At 37.0% G+C, this 13,597-nt stretch carries 15 protein-coding genes, 1 pseudogene and 1 riboswitch; of the genes and pseudogenes, 5 read left to right on the plus strand and 11 right to left on the minus strand.

The features are described from left to right. Nucleotides 1–137: 137 nt before the first annotated feature. The 3 genes from ACIQVU_RS15160 to ACIQVU_RS15170 all read left to right on the plus strand — a co-directional run bounded on the left by ACIQVU_RS15160 (nt 138) and on the right by ACIQVU_RS15170 (nt 2,461). The gene (locus ACIQVU_RS15160; protein WP_340807539.1) at nt 138–1,379 is read left to right on the plus strand and encodes an aminopeptidase; all 1,242 of its coding nucleotides are present in this window, start codon (nt 138–140) and stop codon (nt 1,377–1,379) included. A 140-nt stretch (nt 1,380–1,519) separates the two neighbouring features. Next, nucleotides 1,520–1,654 carry a hypothetical protein gene (locus ACIQVU_RS15165; RefSeq protein ID WP_340807541.1) on the plus strand — a complete coding sequence of 45 codons (135 nt, stop codon included), beginning with the start codon at nt 1,520–1,522 and terminating at the stop codon, nt 1,652–1,654. Between the two features lie 237 nt (nt 1,655–1,891). Next, nucleotides 1,892–2,461 (plus strand): beta-class carbonic anhydrase, encoded by a 570-nt coding sequence (locus ACIQVU_RS15170; RefSeq protein WP_340807542.1) that lies wholly within the window; start codon nt 1,892–1,894, stop codon nt 2,459–2,461. A 50-nt stretch (nt 2,462–2,511) separates the two neighbouring features. Here ACIQVU_RS15170 and ACIQVU_RS15175 read toward each other — a convergent pair whose 3' ends face one another. Together ACIQVU_RS15175 and ACIQVU_RS15180 are read right to left on the minus strand one after the other, a co-directional pair. Next, complete coding sequence (locus ACIQVU_RS15175; protein ID WP_340807544.1) at nt 2,512–3,099, minus strand: GNAT family N-acetyltransferase; 588 nt, start codon at nt 3,097–3,099, stop codon at nt 2,512–2,514. 166 nt (nt 3,100–3,265) lie between these two features. After that, nucleotides 3,266–4,081 carry a polyphosphate kinase 2 family protein gene (locus ACIQVU_RS15180; protein ID WP_340807546.1) on the minus strand — a complete coding sequence of 272 codons (816 nt, stop codon included), beginning with the start codon at nt 4,079–4,081 and terminating at the stop codon, nt 3,266–3,268. A 191-nt stretch (nt 4,082–4,272) separates the two neighbouring features. Between ACIQVU_RS15180 and ACIQVU_RS15185 the strand changes: the two genes are divergently transcribed. Then, nucleotides 4,273–4,986 carry a hypothetical protein gene (locus ACIQVU_RS15185; RefSeq protein WP_340807547.1) on the plus strand — a complete coding sequence of 238 codons (714 nt, stop codon included), beginning with the start codon at nt 4,273–4,275 and terminating at the stop codon, nt 4,984–4,986. Nucleotides 4,987–5,014: 28 nt separating this feature from the next. Here the strand turns inward: ACIQVU_RS15185 and map are convergent, their stop codons facing one another. The 7 genes and pseudogenes from map to thiT form a co-directional block, all read right to left on the minus strand. Then, entirely contained in the window at nt 5,015–5,770 is a 756-nt protein-coding gene (map, locus tag ACIQVU_RS15190) for a type I methionyl aminopeptidase (RefSeq protein WP_340807549.1), read from the minus strand. 136 nt (nt 5,771–5,906) lie between these two features. Beyond that, nucleotides 5,907–6,140, minus strand: a pseudogene (locus ACIQVU_RS15195) (DUF3169 family protein); the annotation flags it as partial. Between the two features lie 30 nt (nt 6,141–6,170). Further along, nucleotides 6,171–6,356: a hypothetical protein gene (locus ACIQVU_RS15200; RefSeq protein ID WP_340807551.1), complete on the minus strand. Its 186-nt coding sequence runs from the start codon at nt 6,354–6,356 to the stop codon at nt 6,171–6,173. Between the two features lie 232 nt (nt 6,357–6,588). Continuing rightward, complete coding sequence (locus ACIQVU_RS15205; protein WP_340807554.1) at nt 6,589–6,792, minus strand: helix-turn-helix transcriptional regulator; 204 nt, start codon at nt 6,790–6,792, stop codon at nt 6,589–6,591. A 141-nt stretch (nt 6,793–6,933) separates the two neighbouring features. Beyond that, entirely contained in the window at nt 6,934–7,365 is a 432-nt protein-coding gene (locus ACIQVU_RS15210; protein WP_340807556.1) for a hypothetical protein, read from the minus strand. Between the two features lie 76 nt (nt 7,366–7,441). Continuing rightward, the gene (locus tag ACIQVU_RS15215) at nt 7,442–7,744 is read right to left on the minus strand and encodes a hypothetical protein (protein ID WP_340807558.1); all 303 of its coding nucleotides are present in this window, start codon (nt 7,742–7,744) and stop codon (nt 7,442–7,444) included. A 59-nt stretch (nt 7,745–7,803) separates the two neighbouring features. Next, entirely contained in the window at nt 7,804–8,358 is a 555-nt protein-coding gene (gene thiT / locus ACIQVU_RS15220; RefSeq protein WP_340807560.1) for an energy-coupled thiamine transporter ThiT, read from the minus strand. Nucleotides 8,359–8,492: 134 nt separating this feature from the next. Beyond that, a riboswitch (TPP riboswitch) is annotated at nt 8,493–8,600 on the minus strand. A 128-nt stretch (nt 8,601–8,728) separates the two neighbouring features. Between thiT and ACIQVU_RS15225 the strand changes: the two genes are divergently transcribed. After that, the gene (locus tag ACIQVU_RS15225; protein WP_340807561.1) at nt 8,729–9,049 is read left to right on the plus strand and encodes a magnetosome magnetite crystal formation protein family; all 321 of its coding nucleotides are present in this window, start codon (nt 8,729–8,731) and stop codon (nt 9,047–9,049) included. A 218-nt stretch (nt 9,050–9,267) separates the two neighbouring features. Here ACIQVU_RS15225 and ACIQVU_RS15230 read toward each other — a convergent pair whose 3' ends face one another. Together ACIQVU_RS15230 and ACIQVU_RS15235 are read right to left on the minus strand one after the other, a co-directional pair. Further along, the gene (locus ACIQVU_RS15230) at nt 9,268–12,348 is read right to left on the minus strand and encodes an AAA family ATPase (RefSeq protein WP_402896202.1); all 3,081 of its coding nucleotides are present in this window, start codon (nt 12,346–12,348) and stop codon (nt 9,268–9,270) included. After that, nucleotides 12,345–13,502: an exonuclease SbcCD subunit D gene (locus tag ACIQVU_RS15235; RefSeq protein ID WP_340807564.1), complete on the minus strand. Its 1,158-nt coding sequence runs from the start codon at nt 13,500–13,502 to the stop codon at nt 12,345–12,347. Before ACIQVU_RS15235 ends, ACIQVU_RS15230 begins: the two co-directional genes overlap by 4 nt. Nucleotides 13,503–13,597 lie beyond the last annotated feature (95 nt).

The raw sequence follows: 13,597 nt of genomic DNA on the forward strand, positions 1-13,597 counted from the left end.
AAAATATATATAACACTAGTATAAATGTATTTGCTTAATTTTTCGATGAAATAAATACTTTTTATTCACATTTCGACCATATTTGATTATATTGAATTAAGAATATTACACTAAACTTTCTTAATTTGAAGGGAGATATGATTTTGTTATTATCATTTGATACAAAATTATTAAAATATGCCGAATTGGCTGTAAAAGTAGGAGTAAATATCCAAAAAGATCAGTACCTTTATATAAGCTGTTCGACCGACAACATAAAACTAGCACAAATAATTACTAAAACAGCATATAAAAATGGCGCGAAACAAGTATTTGTGGACCTATCTGATGATGAGCTTGTACGTGCTCGCTATGAATATGCTTCTGAAGACTCATTCGATTTTTTCCCTCCTTGGAAAGTACAGGAACGAGAATGGTTGGCGGAGCATGGTGCAGCATTTTTGAGTATTACCTCACAAAACCCAGATTTATTAAAAGGAATTGAGCGCGACAGAATTATGACATTCCAAAAAGCATCTGGTAAAGCATTGGCAAACTATTATCAATGGCTACAGGCAGATAAATTTAGCTGGTCTGTTATTGCCGCACCTTCCAAAGCATGGGCAGCAAAGGTGTTCCCTCACCTGCCTGAAGAGCAGCAAATCGATGCATTATGGGATGCTATCTTTGCAGCAACACGTATCGATATTGAACATTCCGTTGAGGCTTGGCATGCACATGATAAAGAATTACATAGCAAAGCTGATTATCTCAATCATCAGCAATATAAAGCATTACACTATACAGCTCCGGGTACAGACCTTACAATCGACCTACCAGCACAGCATATATGGACAGGTGGTAGTAGTGTAAATATGCAGGGGCAATCGTTTATGGCAAATATGCCAACAGAAGAAATTTTTACAGCACCATTAAAAACAGGTGTGAATGGTTATGTCACAAGCACAAAACCATTAAGCTATGGTGGCAATATTATCAACAATTTTACATTAACTTTTAAGGATGGCCGTATTGTTGATATAAAGGCAGAGCAAGGACAGGAAATTTTAACTGCTCTTATTGAAACAGATGAAGGGGCTCATTACCTAGGTGAAGTTGCCTTAGTACCACATCAATCACCTATCTCACAAGCTAATTTATTATTTTACAATACATTATTTGATGAAAATGCTTCAAATCATTTAGCAATTGGTAGCGCTTATGCATTTTGTATTGAAGGCGGCAAGAACATGTCCACCGAAGAATTAAGTGCACATGGTCTTAATCGAAGTTTAACACATGTAGACTTTATGATTGGATCAAGCCAAATGAATATAGATGGTATTACTCACAATAATCAAAAAGACCCAATCTTCCGGAATGGTAATTGGGCATTCTAAATCATCCATTTTTACTAGTAATATTCTAGGCTAGGTATGTTATGGTTGTCATAAATTATCCTTAGATTTTCCTAATAACCTATTGTATAATTAAATCAGGTAATTTAGTAGATCATTTAAGTAAGAGAGGGGCTCTAATCATGTTTATTACAACTGTTCTTGGTTTTTCAGCAGTTTTATTAATTTCTACAGGATTCTTCATTCATTACCTACAAGTAGGTTTAGATGGTAAATCTTCAGTAACTGTAGACCCAAAACCAGAAAATGAATATTAATCTATAAAAAACAGCTACCAAAAAGTAGCTGTTTTTTTATTTTGTACTATCACTTCACAAATCGAAGGGTGAAACAGCTATTTCATACAAGGAGGCGTATCAGGTTGGGCTAGATGCATAAGTAAATATGCATCAAGATACTTGTTTCGTGTAAAAATTTATATAAATAACGTCTTTATTGTTTGCATATTGAACTTTTTCCTCTACAATATTTTTGTAAGGAAGGGAGCAATTTTCATGACAATGTTACAAGATATTTTAGAGTTTAACAAAGACTTTGTACAAGAAAAAAAATATGAACCATTTATTACAACGAAATATCCTGATAAACATATTGTTGTTTTATCTTGTATGGATACTCGTCTTGTAGAGCTTTTACCTAAAGCAATGAATTTGCGTAATGGCGATGTCAAAATTGTTAAAAGTGCTGGAGCATTAGTCAGCCATCCTTTTGGTGCAGTTATGCGTAGTTTATTAGTTGCTGTCTATGGTCTACAAGCTGATGAGGTATATGTAGTAGGACACTATGACTGCGGTATGAGTGCAGTTGACCCTGAAGCAATGCTTAGTGAAATGGTTGCTAGAGGTGTTGATCCAGAAACAATTAAGATGTTAGAATATTCCGGTTTCGACTTAAAAGACTTTTTACGTGGCTTTGGTGATGTGGCGACAAGTGTTAAGAAAAGCGTTGATACAATTCGTAATCACCCATTAATGGTAAAAAATGTACCTGTTCATGGCTTAATCATTGACCCTAATACAGGTCGACTTGATGTAATTGAAGATGGTACAAAAGAATTAAAATAATGAATAAAATAGTGCCTATCCTTCGCCCTGAAGGATAGGCACTTAACCTGCTATGCATCCTCTAAACGTGCATACATATAATGGTCTACCCATTGACCATTAATATACAAAAGCTTTCTTAAAAGACCTTCTTGTTGAAATCCTGCCTTTTCTAAGACACGCATAGAAGCCATATTTTGTGTTGATACATAAGCTTCTACCCGATGTAGACCGATTTGATCAAATGCAAATCGAACGACCATATTCACCGCCTCTGTTACGATGCCTTTTCCTATATATAATTCATCCATAGCATATCCAATAAATGCACTTGAATATGGTAAACGCTTCACAGCATAAAGTGCAATATGTCCTATTAAATTATTTGTGCCATGCTCAAAGATACCAAAGGTAAACTCCCGCTTTGATTCCATTAAATATAAGCTTTCTTGTATTTTTTTATACTGCGCCTCAATTGTATAGTATTCAGGTCTTTGTAGCGGCTCATATATCGACCAAAAATATTTATTGCGACTGACAAGCCCCGCTAAACTTTGTGCATCTTTTTCTTGGAATGTGCGGATGTAGCATTTTTCCCCCTGAATTGTGACCACATTCCCACCCTTTTTTCTTAATAAGTTCCAAATTTTAAGCACCATTTCTCCACACTAGCCTTCCAATCAATATCTATATAGCTTACGCTTTTACTGGCAGTTACTATGCCTATCTATTGCCAGCCAGTATTAGTTATTTTATTGTATGTAAAAAAAGATGCTGCTACAACTAAAACAACCTATGTCTTATTGCCACAGCATCATTATTGTATTATTTTGCTTGTTGTTTTTCTTTTTTTTCATCCACTGTTTCTTGAGTGGATGATTCGGCTTGTTCGTTCTGTAAGACATTTGTTAAATGCAGACCACGCTTTTGTGCCTCTCGCTCAATATGGGCAATTGTTTCTTGTAGTACATGTACACGTGCATATTTTTTATCGTCCCCAGCTACTAAAATCCAAGGTGCATTTTCCTTATCTGTTTTTTCGAACATATCATTTGCTGCTTCAATATACTGCGGTGTTTTATCACGATTTCGCCAATCCTCATCTGTTAGCTTCCAAGCTTTATAAGGATTCTGTTCACGCTCTGTAAAACGCTTTAATTGCTCTTCATCTGAAACATGTAGCCAAAACTTAATAATTATGTAATCCCCTGCAGTTAAAATTTTCTCAAAATTATTAATTTCTTCATATGCACGAGACCATTCATCCTTTGTGGCAAACCCTTCAATACGCTCTACTAGCACACGTCCATACCAAGAACGGTCAAAAATTGCTACTTGTCCATGCTGCGGTAATTTTCGCCAAAAACGTTGTAAATAATTGTAGCGCAGTTCATGGGGCTGTGGAGCGGCAATAGGATGTACAACATAGCCTCGCGGGTCAATGCGTTCAACTAAGCGTTTAATAGCGCCTCCTTTGCCGGCTGCATCTAAGCCTTCAAATACTAGAATTAAACCAATTTTATTTTTTAATAAAAATTGTTGTGCATTCAGCATTTCATATTGTAAAACCTTTAATTTCTTTTTATACATCTTTTTGTCTAGCTCAATTGATAAATCAAGATTTTTCAAGTTTTTTGCCATGTCAGCTTCCACTCCTTTTATTTGGATAATTTTATTGTACTAAAGAAATATATGGATGCCTATCAACATGTGAAATATAAAGAAAACAACACAATACATCGTTGGAAATTTCCGCTATAATAGAAAAAGTGACAGTAGCTATACATATTTGTCTTTTCCCTATACAATCTAACACGAAGGGAGAGGAAAGCATGCCTCAGTTTATATTGATGACAATGTCCTATATTGTGTCACTTATCCTAACCTTTTCATCCTTTTTTATGCATATAAACGGTCAATCTTCACTCGAAATTGCTAATCGCTTTTCTGTTGTATTTGCACCTATTAATATAAGTTATGTAATATGGATCGTTATTTACGTATTCCTTGGTTATTGGTTAGCTATGAACATTAAAAAGACATCTATGAAGCAAACTGCGCTCTTTAGCTGCATAAATATATTGCAAGCATTAACGATATATGTATGGCATCATGAGCTATTTATTGTTTCTCTTGGTATTACATTATTATTAGTGTTGTATTTATTTATGCTTTACAGTACGTATCCTCTGTACGATCAATCGCCATCTGGTCGACTGCCTTTTGCCTTTTATTTCGCATGGGCAACATTTACACTTATCACAAATATTAGTTTTACATTAACAGCTTATGGCTGGAACGGCTTTGGTCTTAGCATCCCTCTTTGGGCAGTAATATTATTGACATTGGGAGGAGCTATTGCACTACATATCCGCTTCCATCACTTTGATAGAGTATATCCAAGTGTTTTTATTTGGGCTTATATAGGAATCGCCTTACATAATGGTTTTGATGAGTTACTTGTCACAACAGCTGCGCTATTTTTATGTGGCGTCCTCTTTGTCGGTATTTTATTTATGAAAAAAAATCCTGCCCACCAAAAATAATTGGTTAGCAGGATTTTTTGTATTTCTATTATTCCTCATCTAATGAAGTTAAAATAATTGGTTTGTCTTTTGTTACAATGATGGAATGTTCAATTTGAGCAACAAGTGATTTATCAGGTGTTACAAATGTCCAGCCATCGCCAGCTTCTACAACATGCTCTGCCTTTGCGGAAATAAACGGCTCCACCGCAAGCACCATGCCTTCCTTCATAATGGTAGAATCCCATGCATCATAATAGTTTAAAATATGATTTGGCTCATCATGTAAAGATTGCCCTAAGCCATGACCTGTTAAATTCATAATAACCGTTAAGCCATTAGCATTTGCCTCACGCTCAACTGCTTTCCCAATTTGATTTAATTTGGAGCCAGCTTTTACCTTTGTCATTGCTCGATCAAAAGCACTTTTGGCAACGCGACATAGCTTTTCTTTATCCTCGTAGCCTTCACCTACTACAAATGAAATACCAGTATCCGCAAAGTAACCGTTTAAAGAGCCAGATACATCAATATTCACAATATCCCCTTCTTTAATAACACGTTTCCCTGGAATACCGTGTGCCACTTCCTCATTAACGCTAATACAAGTATAGCCTGGGAAATCATATTCTCCCTTTGGCCCAGAAATAGCGCCAGCCTCTGCAAACATACGACCTGCCATTTCATCTAGCTCAAGCGTTGTGACACCTGGTTTTGTAGCTGCCTTCATCGCCTCGCGAATCTCAGCACAGATACGGCCAATTTTTTTAAAAGCTTCAAGCTCCTCTTGTGTTTTTACAATCATCTTTAACGATCCTTTCCTGTTAAATGTCTACCCTTAACTATAACATAACTTCCCAAGCATAGAACTCAAAACGCTTGAAATATTGTATGCTTGGCACAATGTGCAAATAAGGGCATATACATCACTTTCAGTAGGTCTATTTATTACGAATCGTTAGCATATATTGTGTATTCGTAATAACTAATATAAAGACAATCAGGAAAATAGCCATTAGCTGAGATACACCTGAAATCACAGAATATGCAATTAGGAAAAGTATAGCTAGTAGCAATAGCACATTTAAGCTACGAAAAGAGCCGTACAAGCCGTTAAGTATAATATGATGTCCACCTTCATCACTAATTGTCATTATACTTTTAGCATAGTCTTTATCATTGAGAGACGACCAATTACGCTCTGGCTAAACCACTTTCGCTAGCTCTAAAAAAATCATATCCAGTATAAAACTAAGTAATACACATCCTATGCCAATAAAAATAAAAATCGTTGGTACATCTGTTAAACTAGCAATTGCTAACATCAAAATAGAAAAATAAATAGCTATATTTGACGCAAGCATGATGTCCCCTAAACGTCTATATTGCAACAGCTCGAACTCATCCTATTCATCACCAACCATATTTTCCTATAATATACTTTTATCCTGTTATATCCAATCAAGCTTATAATCATCAATAAAATGGAAATAACCGTAAAAATGACTGTTAACTCAAGTTTCATTGATGGAATATTTATATCAAACGCTAGTCGTCCAAGCAATAAATACACTACTGTAAAGCCGACTAATACACTAATCAACATTCCGCCTATATGTTTTTTCATAGTTCACCCTCCTCAAAAAAGAAAATATTTTCAATAGGCTCCTTAAATATTTTTGCAATACGTATAGCGATTAATAATGATGGAATAAGTTCTTCTCTCTCAATTAAACTAATTGTTTGGCGCGAAACCTGTGCCAATTTTGCTAACTCTGTTTGATTCAAGCCATCACGTGCCCGAAGCTCCTTTAATCGAGTTCTCATTCGTCCACCACCTAGCTATTGTTCATCATTTTGACAATTATATTTTACAAAATGATTTATTTATTAGTCAAAATGCAATTTATTTTATTCAAAAAAAGCATGTATGCCTATTGTTGGCTACATGCTTTAGTTTAATTTTATTTACCATGTCTTAATAGCTACTGTACTAGTATATGCCTGATTGTTAAATGTAACTTTCGTAGTTGCTGTCTTTTCTAACAATATAACAGAGGTACGGACTTTCTCCACGGCAAAGCAATCCAAAGGTTCATTCTTTTCCTGTTTATAGTCCAGATTTATTTGCATAACTTTATTAGATTGCGTAATCGTTGTAATATCTAATTGGCAGCCTGCCTCAACATATTTAAAAAAATAAACATCATTGATGGCAAAATCAACGGTTGGTAGATCATCCTGTACCTGGAAATATGCCCATAGATTTTGCATTTCCTCCATTGTAGAAGCCTTATAGCTTAACCAGTTATTCTGATGATCCTTAGGTCCTGTATTCACTGAGAGTAATGTTGTAAAGGCTATTTGTTCCTGAGGCGGCTCTTTTGCGCTACAACCCATTAATAGTGCAAGTATCAAAAAAGGTAGCTATATGCTCTCATAAAATCACTCCTAATCTGTATACTACTCTTGAATTTCAATTAACTTTAACATTACTACTCGATTTATGCAAAGATATTCCGTAATATGGTTGTACATCCTGATATTTAGTAACCCATCCTCCAATAATGGCATTACCAATAATACGGTTACCTGTAACAACACCAGCAAAATTAACATTAGTATTAAGACCATCTAATACATAAACAGCACCACCACTGTCACCTCCTAAGGAGAAATTATCACCTTTAACATATGCTAACTTATACGATATATTATCACCAAAATTTTTATTAGTTGTATTAGCATATAGGACTTCACCACATGTAACATGTGTCAACCTTTAACACACTGATCGTATAGTAACGACCTTTGTATAAAATAACTTTTTTTGAGAAATTAATATTGTATCAATTGTGGTCTTGCTGTAAATACTAATACACTGACAATTGCTGTTAAAATGGTTGCAGGCAGCATGTACGTACCATTATAAATAATGGCATAAAGCCATGCATTTTGATCGCCCGCATATTCTGCAAAAAATACTGCACCTGCACAAGTATGTGCTACATAGCGTAAAAAGCCAGCAAACACAGTGCCTATTATAATATAACGTACCATTTTTGCCTTATCATTATGTTTAGCAGCCTCTAATAATGGCTGACGTACAATTGCTGCTAGTCCAACAACTGTAAAGGCAACACCATAATCCAATAGTCCCTGAAGCCAATGTACAATATAAGCACCAAACATTGTTTGGATAACACCTACAAGTAAACCAGTTGTAAGCCCAGCGGTTAATCCCCAACGAAATGCCATTAGTACAATGGGAACCATCACAAGACTAACAGAGCCGCCTTGTGCCCATACTTTAAAGGAGATTTGATCGAGTACAAGACCAATCGCAGCAAATATTGCAATCTCCGTAAGCATTAGTAATCTTTTTTTGTCCATAGATATTCTCTCCTTTGTTCCGATGTAGGATACAAGAGCAGGAATAGAAATGCACGCGTGTATCTGCTACTGACATTTTTTCATTTAAAAAAATGAAAAAACGATGTCAGGACAGAGCCTCACATCGTACGAGTGTTGGTTTCTATCCACATCCCTACGCAAGCGTTAACTTACAGGTTCAAAGAGTCAAGGCATTACGTGCCCATTCTCAGCTGACATCATCAGCTCCCCTTGTGGTCATTACATCTGAAATTTTTTGAACATCTCCATTGTAAGCAAATACAGCTAGGATAACAACCTCTTTCACTTATAATTTTTTTGAAACTTTGCTGTTTTTGATGCGTAAATATTAAAAAAAGGAGGTACAACTATGGAGAACCCTAAAATTTTATCTGCCTTTAGCTATCTCAGTATTTTCTTTGCCCCTTTTATCGTGCCATTAATTGTTTATTTTGTTGTAAAAGATAGCGATGTCAAAAGACATTCTATTCGTGCCCTTGTTTCACATTTAATTCCTTTTGTTTTTGGCATTTTATTTATGATTGTCTTTATTTTTTCTACATTTAGTTTGGACTCAACATCTGGCAATACATTTCTTATCGTCTGGATTGTATCGTTCGCTCTTTATGCCATCGTATCACTTGGCATTGTAGTTTGGAATATTATTCAGGCAATTCGTGTTGCTCGTTAATGTTTTAAACGTAACACAAACAGGTAGTAGTAAATGTAAAAGGAGCTGTTTTTTAAATGAAAGTATCGAACGTTGTGAAAACTGCTGTAAAGTTAGCGCCTATTATCATACCTATTGTAAAAAAGGTCATGGCCTCAAAGAAAGGAACAACTCCTAAAGCGCCTCCACGTACGAAATAAAGGAGCGGCTCAATATTATTTGAGCCACTCCTTTTCATCTTACTTCACTTCAAAATATGTTTGACTATAGCCATTCAATGTTTTTTCCACATGTAATACGGCTGGCATTGCCGTTTTTAATTCGGGAACATGCGAAATAACACCGATCATCCGCCCTGAATTCTGTAAATCAATTAATGTATCAATCGCTTTATTTAATGACTCCTCATCAAGTGAGCCAAAGCCCTCATCAATAAACATCGTTTCAATATGAACATTGCCTTGGAAGCTTTGAATCACATCAGCCATCCCTAAAGCAAGGCTTAAGGAGGCATTAAACTTCTCCCCACCTGATAATGTTTTAACATCTCGAAGCTGGTCTGTATAAGCATCATAAACATCTAGACCAAGACCGCTTTGCTTCGCATGCTTTTCAAGTCTATCTGAGCGCCTTAGCTCAAATTGACCATTCGATAAATGATAAAGGCGCATATTTGCAGCTTCTGTAATTTTATCTAAATAATTAATTTGAATATAACGCTCAAAGGATAGCTTTTTCGAGTTTTGTCCATTTAATAGCCCATAAAGCTCCTTTATTCGACCTGCCTCTTGTTCCAGTGAACGAAGCTCCTTTGCTGTTTCCTCTACTTTCTCTATAAAGGCTTGGCATGCTTGTGCAACATCATTTAACTGCTGTAAGCGTTTAAAGGCTTCCTCATAAATAATACGCAGATTTTCTATCTTTGCTTCCATAGCTGCTAAATCCTGCTGCTCTTTTCCTTGAAGATGTTTAGCACCTTCCGCAATCTGAATTTTTAAGGTATGAACTTGTAACGTATAATCACTACATGCCTTGCGAAGTGCCTCTAGCTCCATACTGCTTCTTTTAGCAGCTTGGTAATCCTTATCATCTACAAAGCCCGCATCCTTTATGCTAACTGCCAATTGCTCCTGCTTCGTCGTTATTTTTTGCTTTACTTCCTCAATAGCTTGCCATGCCATTTCTACAGCCATATTTGCGTTACTTCTTGCTTGCTGTGCTGTCTGTAAATATTGCTGACTCTCCTGCCATTGTTGTTGAAGTTGAATTTTTTCCTGGCTAATATCCGTCAGCGCTTGCTTCAATCGCTGTAATGTTGGTAAATCTGCTGGGATTTGCTTGCGTTGCTCCTCTACAACTGCCTGTAGCTTTGTCCATTTTTGCATCTGCTCTGTTAAATATTGCTCTAATTCTACTTGCTTATGCTGTAGCTGTTCAATTTTAGGACGTTGATTTTTCAGCTCTAATCGCATATCTACTAGCTGGTGATTAACAATTTTTAACCTTGTAATCTCCTGCTCAGCTTGCTGTAAGGACGCCTCTATAGCTGCTTGCTCTTCTTGCTTAATAGCATGCGCTGTCAATTGCTGGTGCGCCTCTTGAAGTAGCTGCTGTGTAGAGGTAACCAGCGCTTTTTTCTCTACATATATACGCTCAGCTGAAGAAGCTTTTACTCTTAATGCTTCCACCTGTGCTAGGTCAACCGTTGCCAATTGCTGGTGGTCTGTTTTAGGATGCGTTGTACTACCGCAAACAGGGCAAGGCTCCCCATCCTTTAATTGCTTGGCCAGTATACTAGCCTGATTGGTTAGCCATTGTTGCTCCATCCGCTGCAACGTTTGTTTACTTGCTTGATAAGCAGCATTTAAAGTATCAACATCCTGCTGCGCTAGCTCGACTGCCTTTGTATATTTTTCAACCTGTTTTAATAAAGATACCTGCTCACGTAGCCTTGGTAACTCCTCTAAATACCCTTCATATGGTTCAACCTGCTGTTCAAGCCGTTCAATTGTTTGTGAAAGCTGCTGTAATTGTAATTGCTCCTGTTCTACTAGTGTAAGATTATCTGCTACTGCTTGCTTGGCTGTTTCAACATATTGCTCTATTATTTGTAGCTGCTGTACATTGTTCTCGTAAGCCTCGAATTTCGGCAGCAATGCCTGTAGCTGTAATTCCTGCTGAGCAACTTGCTGACGCTCAGCCTCCTTCGCTTGTTCTAATTCATACGTTTGCTGTGCCTGCTGCAATTGCTCAATAGCCTGCTGTTGCTTAGTTTGTGCTTGCTGATGTGCTTGTACCTTGACATCATATTCAGCACGCAAATCCAGACATTGTTGTTCAAGCAGCACGAGTCGCTCTGCTTGTTCTGCTAAAGCAATCTCCTGCTCCTTTGCACGATAATTCTCCTGCTCCTGTAACAATATTTCTAAACGTTGCTGACGATTCTCCTGTTCAGCAAACTGCTCATTAAGTGTTTTTGCTAAACGATAGGATTCCTGCTCCTGCTGATGTTGTTTATACGCTTTCTGATAGTGCTGCTGTTCTGTTGCTATACATTGTGTATAGTAAATATGCTCCTCCTCAAGTGCCTGCTTAAGCTGATGCATATTTTCCGTATTGTTTGCTAGCTGTGTAAATAAAGTAGATGTACGCTGTGGCAGTGCTCCTGCAATTTGACCAAGTAAATGCTTTTTTAATTGCTTGGCACGCTCAAGATTACCTTCTGCCTCTTTCCGCTTAGCATCAAGCTTTTTCGTGATAACACCAAAGCGGTCTGTTTTAAAGATTTTTCGTAAAATAACTTCTTTATTGCTAGAATCAGAGGTAAGTAGCTTGCGAAATTCTCCTTGTGGCAGCATGACAATTTGGCTAAATTGATCTTTTGTTAAACCAATAATTTCTTGTAGCTTTTTATCTACCTCAAGCGTTTGCTGCTTCTCAACAATACTATAATCGAGCTTGCCATCTTTTATTTCTGCTAGCTCTATTTTCTTCCCTGTCACTGTTTTATTTTTTTGCTTAATATGCCCTGGCTGGCGTAATATTTGATAGGTCTTGCCATGCATTTCAAATACCAGTTCTACGGCTGTATAAATTTCATCATTCGCAAAGCCGCTTCGTAGCAAAGTGGTATCTTGGCGGTCTTCCCCACTGCCAGCCCCATAAAGCGCGTAGCAAATCGCATCAAAAATAGTGGTTTTCCCAGCACCTGTTTTACCAGAAATCGCAAATAAGCGATGCTCGCCTAGCTGTTGAAAATCAATAACCTCTGTGTTTTTATATGGACCGAATGCAGTAATCGTTAACTTTAATGGCTTCATTCTACTGTTTCTCGCTCCTCATCTAGTAATTCCTGTAGCATCTCATTAAATAAACGTTCCGTATCTTCATCAGGCTGTATACCTATAACATCTGTAAAAAATGACCGGAATAAATCAATATCCTGCTGCTGTTCACTTTCGATAGCCTGTATTGCATGCGTTATTTCTTGACGTGTTATTTTACGTTCAATATGCATTGCATAAGGAAAAACTGTACGAATACGCTCCATTGGAGATGTTACGGGTGCTGTATCTGTCAATCTTACAAATATATAGTCCTCACTTGGCGGTAGCTTTAGCAAATCCTCTAATTGTCCCTCCACTACACGTAAATCTCTTCGTGGCACAAGCTTTCTTTTCATTACTGTGCAATTTCCTTGCCCGTCTAAATCAATAACTAAAAAGCCCTTTTCATGCAAATGCTCTGATAATGAATATTTTAATAGTGAGCCCGCATAGCGAATTGTTTCATTTAATACAAAGTGCGCCTTATGTAAATGACCGAGAGCTGTATAATGAAATGGCTTAAATAAAGCTGCATCTACGCAATCTGAGCCTCCAATGGACAATGGTCGCTCCGAATCACTTGTATTCGCTTCCTCTGCACCATATTTTGTGACAAAGGCATGCCCAATAAAAACATGACGTTTACTTGTATCCATTTCCTGCGTTATATGCTCAATGATTTTTTGCATCGCGTCTTGATGGGAGCGAATTGTGTCATCTCCTAAAATACTACGAATTGCTGCTGGCTCTGCATATGGTACAAGGTGAAAATGCACTTCTCCATAGTCATCATGGATAATAATAGGTGCATGCTCCTTTGTAAATTGCCCCTTGATATATAGACCACTATCTTGCATTAAGCGACTACCAAAATTTAAGCGCCCTGCACTATCATGATTCCCTGCAACAGCGAGCACAGGAATTTTTTTCTCTAAAACAATTTCTGCTAACACATCATTTAGCAAGTTTACCGCTTCAATTGGAGGCATGGAACGGTCATATAAATCACCTGCTATGATAATCACATCTGGCTGCTCCTCATCTATTGCTTGTATAAATTGCTGTAAAATATACTGTTGATCCTCTGTCATATAGACACCTTGAACAAGCTTTCCTAAATGCCAATCAGCTGTATGAAAGATTTTCATTGCTTGCAACCTCCTGTTCTCCTATTATTATAATTTTTGGGAGCTATCCACCGCTTTGTGTGCGCTATCCGTCACCTTTGAAGCTCTATCCACCA

Source organism: Lysinibacillus sp. NPDC098008, assembly GCF_044760715.1.
GTDB lineage: Bacteria > Bacillota > Bacilli > Bacillales_A > Planococcaceae > Lysinibacillus.

Excerpts from the sequence above, each read along its gene's own strand:
- ACIQVU_RS15170 (WP_340807542.1), top strand. The coding sequence starts at position 1,892 with ATGACAATGTTACAAGATATTTTAGAGTTTAACAAAGACTTTGTACAA.
- map (WP_340807549.1), bottom strand. The coding sequence starts at position 5,770 with ATGATTGTAAAAACACAAGAGGAGCTTGAAGCTTTTAAAAAAATTGGC.
- ACIQVU_RS15230 (WP_402896202.1), bottom strand. The coding sequence starts at position 12,348 with ATGAAGCCATTAAAGTTAACGATTACTGCATTCGGTCCATATAAAAAC.
- ACIQVU_RS15225 (WP_340807561.1), top strand. The coding sequence starts at position 8,729 with ATGGAGAACCCTAAAATTTTATCTGCCTTTAGCTATCTCAGTATTTTC.
- ACIQVU_RS15175 (WP_340807544.1), bottom strand. The coding sequence starts at position 3,099 with ATGGTGCTTAAAATTTGGAACTTATTAAGAAAAAAGGGTGGGAATGTG.
- thiT (WP_340807560.1), bottom strand. The coding sequence starts at position 8,358 with ATGGACAAAAAAAGATTACTAATGCTTACGGAGATTGCAATATTTGCT.
- ACIQVU_RS15180 (WP_340807546.1), bottom strand. The coding sequence starts at position 4,081 with ATGGCAAAAAACTTGAAAAATCTTGATTTATCAATTGAGCTAGACAAA.
- ACIQVU_RS15185 (WP_340807547.1), top strand. The coding sequence starts at position 4,273 with ATGCCTCAGTTTATATTGATGACAATGTCCTATATTGTGTCACTTATC.
- ACIQVU_RS15165 (WP_340807541.1), top strand. The coding sequence starts at position 1,520 with ATGTTTATTACAACTGTTCTTGGTTTTTCAGCAGTTTTATTAATTTCT.
- ACIQVU_RS15160 (WP_340807539.1), top strand. The coding sequence starts at position 138 with ATGATTTTGTTATTATCATTTGATACAAAATTATTAAAATATGCCGAA.
- ACIQVU_RS15235 (WP_340807564.1), bottom strand. The coding sequence starts at position 13,502 with ATGAAAATCTTTCATACAGCTGATTGGCATTTAGGAAAGCTTGTTCAA.
- ACIQVU_RS15205 (WP_340807554.1), bottom strand. The coding sequence starts at position 6,792 with ATGAGAACTCGATTAAAGGAGCTTCGGGCACGTGATGGCTTGAATCAA.
- ACIQVU_RS15210 (WP_340807556.1), bottom strand. The coding sequence starts at position 7,365 with ATGGGTTGTAGCGCAAAAGAGCCGCCTCAGGAACAAATAGCCTTTACA.